6 protein-coding genes are annotated in these 5,999 nt (G+C 60.4%); 5 read left to right on the forward strand and 1 reads right to left on the reverse strand.

What is annotated here, in order from left to right; all coding sequences use genetic code 11:
- Positions 1-77: 77 nt before the first annotated feature.
- The 4 genes from atpG to ilvA all read left to right on the forward strand — a co-directional run bounded on the left by atpG (position 78) and on the right by ilvA (position 4,762).
- Positions 78-944 carry a F0F1 ATP synthase subunit gamma gene (gene atpG, locus ACMV18_RS11350; RefSeq protein ID WP_420817929.1) on the forward strand — a complete coding sequence of 289 codons (867 nt, stop codon included), beginning with the start codon at positions 78-80 and terminating at the stop codon, positions 942-944.
- Between the two features lie 34 nt (positions 945-978).
- Entirely contained in the window at positions 979-2,394 is a 1,416-nt protein-coding gene (gene atpD, locus ACMV18_RS11355; RefSeq protein WP_374257170.1) for a F0F1 ATP synthase subunit beta, read from the forward strand.
- 130 nt (positions 2,395-2,524) lie between these two features.
- Positions 2,525-2,941 (forward strand): F0F1 ATP synthase subunit epsilon, encoded by a 417-nt coding sequence (locus tag ACMV18_RS11360; RefSeq protein ID WP_374257171.1) that lies wholly within the window; start codon positions 2,525-2,527, stop codon positions 2,939-2,941.
- A 201-nt stretch (positions 2,942-3,142) separates the two neighbouring features.
- Complete coding sequence (gene ilvA / locus ACMV18_RS11365) at positions 3,143-4,762, forward strand: threonine ammonia-lyase, biosynthetic (protein WP_374257173.1); 1,620 nt, start codon at positions 3,143-3,145, stop codon at positions 4,760-4,762.
- Between the two features lie 6 nt (positions 4,763-4,768).
- Here ilvA and ACMV18_RS11370 read toward each other — a convergent pair whose 3' ends face one another.
- Positions 4,769-5,395: a hypothetical protein gene (locus tag ACMV18_RS11370; protein WP_420817930.1), complete on the reverse strand. Its 627-nt coding sequence runs from the start codon at positions 5,393-5,395 to the stop codon at positions 4,769-4,771.
- A 146-nt stretch (positions 5,396-5,541) separates the two neighbouring features.
- Here ACMV18_RS11370 and gspG point away from each other — a divergent pair, with 146 nt between their 5' ends.
- Positions 5,542-5,997 (forward strand): type II secretion system major pseudopilin GspG, encoded by a 456-nt coding sequence (gspG, locus tag ACMV18_RS11375; RefSeq protein WP_420817931.1) that lies wholly within the window; start codon positions 5,542-5,544, stop codon positions 5,995-5,997.
- Positions 5,998-5,999: the final 2 nt, after the last annotated feature.

Genomic DNA, 5,999 nt, shown 5'->3' on the forward strand with positions numbered 1-5,999 from the left:
CTGGACAAGGACGCCGAAGCCGAACTGCAATCGGCCATCGTCGCGTTCAAGAAGACCTTCGCCTAAAGGAGCGCACCATGGCCGTAGGCAAGGAAATTCGCAACAAGATCAAGAGCGTCGAGAACACCAAGAAGATCACCAAGGCCATGGAAATGGTCGCGGCTTCGAAGATGCGCAAGGCGCAAGATCGCATGCTTGCGGCTCGCCCCTACGCTGAAAAGGTGCGCAGCATCACGGCCAACCTGGCTCACGCCAACCCCGAGTACGTCCATCCCTTCATGCAGCAAAACGCTGGTTCGAAGAAGGTGGGTCTGATCGTGGTGAGCACAGACAAGGGTCTGTGCGGTGGTTTGAACACGAACGTTCTGCGTGCCGTGACCAACAAGCTCAAAGAGCTCGAAGGTCAAGGCGTGCAGGCGGACGTGGTCGCCATCGGCAACAAGGCTTCCGGCTTTTTCAACCGCATGGGCGCCAACGTGGTGGCCAGCGTGGTCGGCATGGGGGACACCCCCCATCTGGAAAAGCTCATCGGCCCGGTCAAGGTTCTGCTCGACGCGTACACCGCTGGTCAACTCGACGCGGTTTACCTGTGCTTCACCCGTTTCATCAACACGATGAAGCAGGAGCCCATGGTTGGCCAACTTCTGCCTTTGGCAGGCGACGAGTTCGCAGGCGAAACGACTCATGCATGGGAATACATCTATGAGCCGGACGCCAAGGTGGTCATCGACGAGCTGATGGTCCGTTACGTTGAGGCGCTGGTTTACCAGGCTGTGGCAGAGAACATGGCTTCGGAGCAGTCGGCCCGCATGGTGGCCATGAAGGCCGCTACCGACAATGCCGGCAATTTGATCAAGGAACTGAAGCTGGTCTACAACAAGACCCGTCAGGCCGCGATCACGACCGAACTGTCCGAGATCGTTGCCGGTGCGGCTGCGGTCTGATCCGAAGATTTTGAATTGATTGAAGGAACGAAAAATGGCTGACACGCAACAAGCAGTGGGCAAGATCGTTCAGTGCATTGGCGCCGTGGTGGACGTGGAATTCCCACGCAACCAAATGCCCAAGGTGTACGACGCCCTGAAGATGGAAGGCTCCGCGCTGACCCTCGAAGTGCAACAGCAAATGGGCGACGGCATTGTCCGTACCATCGCGCTGGGTTCGTCCGACGGCCTGCGCCGCGGCATGCAGGTGTTCAACACCAATGCTCAGATCACCGTCCCCGTGGGCCAGGCTACCCTGGGCCGCATCATGGACGTGCTGGGTAACCCCATCGACGAACGTGGTCCTGTGGACCAAGCCCTGACGGCTCCCATCCACCGTAAGGCCCCCGCTTACGAGGAACTGTCTCCCTCGACCGAGTTGCTGGAAACCGGCATCAAGGTGATTGACTTGATCTCTCCATTCGCCAAGGGTGGTAAGGTCGGTCTGTTCGGTGGCGCCGGTGTGGGCAAGACCGTGAACATGATGGAACTCATCAACAACATCGCGAAGGGCCACGGCGGTCTGTCGGTGTTCGCTGGTGTGGGCGAGCGTACCCGTGAAGGTAACGACTTCTATCATGAAATGTCGGACGCTGGCGTGGTGAAGCAGGACAACCTGTCTGAATCCAAGGTCGCCATGGTCTACGGCCAGATGAACGAGCCTCCTGGCAACCGTCTGCGCGTTGCGTTGACCGGTCTGACCATGGCCGAAGCCTTCCGTGACGAAGGTAAGGACGTGCTGTTCTTCGTGGACAACATCTACCGTTACACCTTGGCCGGTACCGAAGTGTCCGCTCTGCTGGGTCGTATGCCTTCCGCCGTGGGTTACCAACCTACGCTGGCTGAAGAAATGGGCCGTCTGCAAGAGCGTATTACGTCGACCAAGGTCGGCTCGATCACCTCGATCCAGGCCGTGTACGTCCCTGCGGATGACTTGACCGACCCGTCTCCTGCTACGACCTTCGCTCACTTGGACTCCACCGTCGTGCTGTCTCGTGACATCGCTTCGCTGGGTATCTACCCTGCGATCGATCCGCTGGACTCGACCTCGCGTCAGCTGGACCCGAACGTGGTTGGCGAAGAGCACTACAGCGTGGCCCGTGCTGTGCAGAACACACTGCAGCGCTACAAGGAACTGCGTGACATCATCGCGATTCTGGGTATGGACGAACTGGCTCCGGAAGACAAGCTCACCGTTGCCCGCGCTCGTAAGATCCAACGCTTCCTGTCGCAGCCTTTCCACGTCGCCGAAGTGTTCACCGGCGCGCCTGGCAAGTACGTGTCCCTGAAGGAAACCATCCGCGGCTTCAAGATGATTGTGGCTGGCGAATGCGATGCTCTGCCTGAGCAAGCCTTCTACATGGTGGGTACGATCGACGAAGCCTTCGAAAAGGCCAAGACGATGCAATAAGCATCGCACTCGGATCGGGTCCGGCCTTGTGTCAGATTCGATCCGGTTGCCTGCTTTCGCGCCGTCCGGAGTCGAGCTCCTGCCCTGCGCCTGACGGTGCAAATCGTTGAACCCATTTTGAAAGCTCAATATGTCCACCATTCACGTTGACGTTGTTTCCGCCGAAGAGTCGATCTTTTCGGGCGAAGCCACGCTGGTGTCCCTGCCGGGTGAGGTGGGTGAGCTTGGCATCCTGCCGCGTCACACCCCGCTGATCACCCGCATCAAGCCGGGCGCCGTGCGCATTCAGCGCGCCGACAACAACGAAGAAGAATTCGTCTTCGTGGCTGGCGGCATTCTGGAAGTGCAGCCTCACTGCGTGACCGTGCTGGCCGATACGGCCATCCGTGGTCATGATCTGGATGAGGCCAAGGCCACTGAAGCCAAGCGTTTGGCTGAAGAGGCTGTGCAGAATGCCCAGAGCGATCTGGACTTGGCCCGCGCCCAAAGCGAACTGGCCGAGATGGTTGCTCAGCTGGCTGCTATCCGCCGCTTCCGCAAGAAGTGATCTTTGCAGCGGTGCTTCGGCACCGTGTTGCATCCGAAAAGCCCACAGCGCAAGCCGTGGGCTTTTTTCTTTTGGCGCCGCGCTTTCGTGCAGCCTTAGGCTCACCAAGCAGATCGGTCTTCACCTCGTTTGGCGGCAGCGATGCCGCGGACGAGTAGACTGTGAGGCTCTTTCTGCCATTTTCGGTTTTCGGAGTTTCTGATGTCCACCGCGCGTACCGCCGCCAAACCCACCGCCAAGCGTGCGGCTGCCAAGCAGCCCGCCAAGGCTCCTCGCAAGGCCGCGAAAGCACCTGTGCTCACCGTGCAGGACTATCTTCAGAAAATCCTGACCAGCCGTGTGTACGACGTGGCGGTGGAAAGCTCCCTGGACGAGGCGCGTAATCTGTCGCGCCGCTTGGGCCATCAGGTCTACCTCAAGCGGGAAGACCAGCAGCCGGTGTTCAGCTTCAAGCTGCGGGGCGCCTACAACAAGATGGCGAAGCTCAGCAAGCAGCAGTTGGCCAAGGGGGTGATCTGTGCCTCCGCTGGCAACCATGCCCAAGGTGTGGCGCTGGGGGCCAAACGACTGGGGTGCCAGGCCACGATCGTGATGCCGACGACCACACCCCAGGTGAAGATTGATGCGGTGCGCGCGTTTGGCGGCGAGAACGTTCAGATCGTGCTGCACGGCGACAGCTACTCTGATGCGGCAGGCCACGCGAAAGAGCTGGAAAAGAAAAAAGGGATGACCTTTGTCCACCCCTTTGATGATCCGGATGTGATCGCGGGTCAAGGCACGATTGCCATGGAAATCCTGCGTCAGCATTCCGGCCCGATCGATGCGGTGTTTGTGGCCATCGGGGGTGGTGGGCTGATCAGCGGCGTCGCGGCGTACATCAAGGCGGTTCGCCCCGAGATCAAGGTCATCGGTGTTCAGATGAGCGACTCGGATGCCATGGCCCGGTCGGTCAAGGCAGGCAAGCGCGTGACGCTGGACGATGTCGGCTTGTTCTCCGATGGTACGGCTGTGAAGTTGGTCGGCGAAGAAACCATGCGCTTGGCCAAGGATCTGGTGGACGACTTCGTGATCGTCAACACCGATGCGGTGTGTGCGGCCATCAAGGACATCTATCAGGATACCCGCTCGATCGTTGAGCCTGCCGGCGCCCTGGGGGTTGCCGCGCTGAAGCAGTATGCAGAGCGCCATGGCGGCCAGGGGAAGACCTACATCGCGATCAATTGCGGTGCCAACATGAACTTTGACCGCTTGCGCTTTGTGGCCGAGCGGGCCGAAGTGGGTGAAGAGCGCGAGGCCTTGCTGGCGGTCAGCATCCCGGAAGAACGCGGGTCATTCAAGCGATTCTGCGAGACGATCGGCCCACGCAGCGTCACGGAGTTCAACTACCGCATTTCCGACGAGAAGCAGGCCCACGTGTTTGTGGGGCTGACCACGAAGGAAAAGGGGGAGTCGAAGAAGATTGCCCGTCAGTTCGAGCAACAAGGCTTCAATACCGTGGACTTGACCCACGACGAACTGGCCAAGACGCACATCCGTCACATGGTGGGCGGGCGATCGTCCCTGGCGGAGGGGGAGCGTCTGTTCAGCTTCGTGTTTCCCGAGCGTCCAGGGGCATTGATGACCTTCTTGACCAGCTTGCCACCGGGCTGGAACATCAGCCTGTTCCATTATCGGAATCAAGGTGCCGACTATGGTCGCATCCTGGTTGGGTTGCAGGTTCCCAAGGCAGAGACCAAGTCCATCAAGTCCTTCCTGGACAAGCTGGGCTACGTGTGGGTGGACGAGTCCCGCAATCCGGTTTACCGACTCTTCCTGCGCTGACGCGGGTCAGTCCCGGTTGGTGTTCCCGGCCGGGCGCATGGGCGGTGGCGGCATGCCGCCTCCAGCTTGGGCGCTGGGCATGACGCCGCCCATGGGGCCCGCTTGCGCATATGTCGAGGCACCGGCATTGCGGGTCACCCCTGTGGGCGCTGGCAGGGTCCCGGTGGCAGCCATCGGCAGGCTGGGCAGCGTCAAGGTCACCGAAGGTGACGCATCAGGGCGGCCGATTTGTGCCTGGCGCTGAGACACACTTTGCAAGACCAGGTCACCATCCACGGCGCCGCCGACGCGCACGGCCCGCGGGGGCTTGCCGTCCACGGAAATCAGTGCCACGCCACCGCTTTGATCGGATCCACGCGGTGCCACGGCACCAATCAGCCGAATGCGCCCTGCCAACTGTGATGCGGCATTGGGCTCGACGCTGGATGCTGCTTTCGCTGGGCCGGCGAGCAGTCGTTGGAAGTCACCCCGCACATCGCTCTCGAGTGACACGCGATTGGCATGGGGGGGGACGGCGGCAGGATGCGCCAGCCAGCGCAGGCCCCAGTACGCCAGACTGGCTGCGACTGCGGCCCAAGTGATGAGTGCAAAGATGCGTGACGCCATGATCTGACCATTATGATGGGTGTTCATTGCGCCAGTCTGGCTAAACGACGCATCAAACCTCGGGTTCATCCCGCATCATGGGGGCTGTGCGCTCGGGCATGCTGGCGCGCCGGGATGCTTCAAGGGAGAAGCGAAGCACCTGTGGACCGTTCAAGTCTGTTTAGGATCGACACATGAAGTTTGTGCAAATGCCGCAAGGGGGGCAGAAGGCCATGCGCGCCCTGCAACGAGGTTTCACACTGATCGAACTGATGGTGGTGTTGGTGATCATCGGGTTGCTGGCCGCGCTGATCGTGCCCAACGTGCTGGACCGTGCCGATGATGCACGCGTGACCGCTGCACGCACTGATGTGAGCAACATCATGCAGGCCCTGAAGCTCTACAAGCTGGACAACCAGCGATTCCCGAGCAGTGAGCAAGGCTTGCAGGCGCTGGTGACCAAGCCGACGGCCGCGCCGATTCCGCCGAACTGGAAGTCGTATCTGGAAAAGCTTCCGAATGACCCATGGGGCCGCCCCTACCAGTATGTGAACCCTGGCGTGAAGGGCGCAGTCGACGTGTTCAGCTTTGGTGCTGATGGTCAAAGCGGTGGTGAAGGCCGCGATGCCGACATCGGTTCCTGGCAGTAATC

The sequence above is a fragment of the Aquabacterium sp. genome, from assembly GCF_048860245.1.
Lineage (GTDB): Bacteria > Pseudomonadota > Gammaproteobacteria > Burkholderiales > Burkholderiaceae_C > Aquabacterium.

Bases quoted from the DNA above. Each gene is read 5' to 3' on its own strand.
- ilvA (WP_374257173.1), top strand. From the start codon at position 3,143: ATGTCCACCGCGCGTACCGCCGCCAAACCCACCGCCAAGCGTGCGGCT.
- atpG (WP_420817929.1), top strand. From the start codon at position 78: ATGGCCGTAGGCAAGGAAATTCGCAACAAGATCAAGAGCGTCGAGAAC.
- atpD (WP_374257170.1), top strand. From the start codon at position 979: ATGGCTGACACGCAACAAGCAGTGGGCAAGATCGTTCAGTGCATTGGC.
- ACMV18_RS11370 (WP_420817930.1), bottom strand. From the start codon at position 5,395: ATGAACACCCATCATAATGGTCAGATCATGGCGTCACGCATCTTTGCA.
- gspG (WP_420817931.1), top strand. From the start codon at position 5,542: ATGAAGTTTGTGCAAATGCCGCAAGGGGGGCAGAAGGCCATGCGCGCC.
- ACMV18_RS11360 (WP_374257171.1), top strand. From the start codon at position 2,525: ATGTCCACCATTCACGTTGACGTTGTTTCCGCCGAAGAGTCGATCTTT.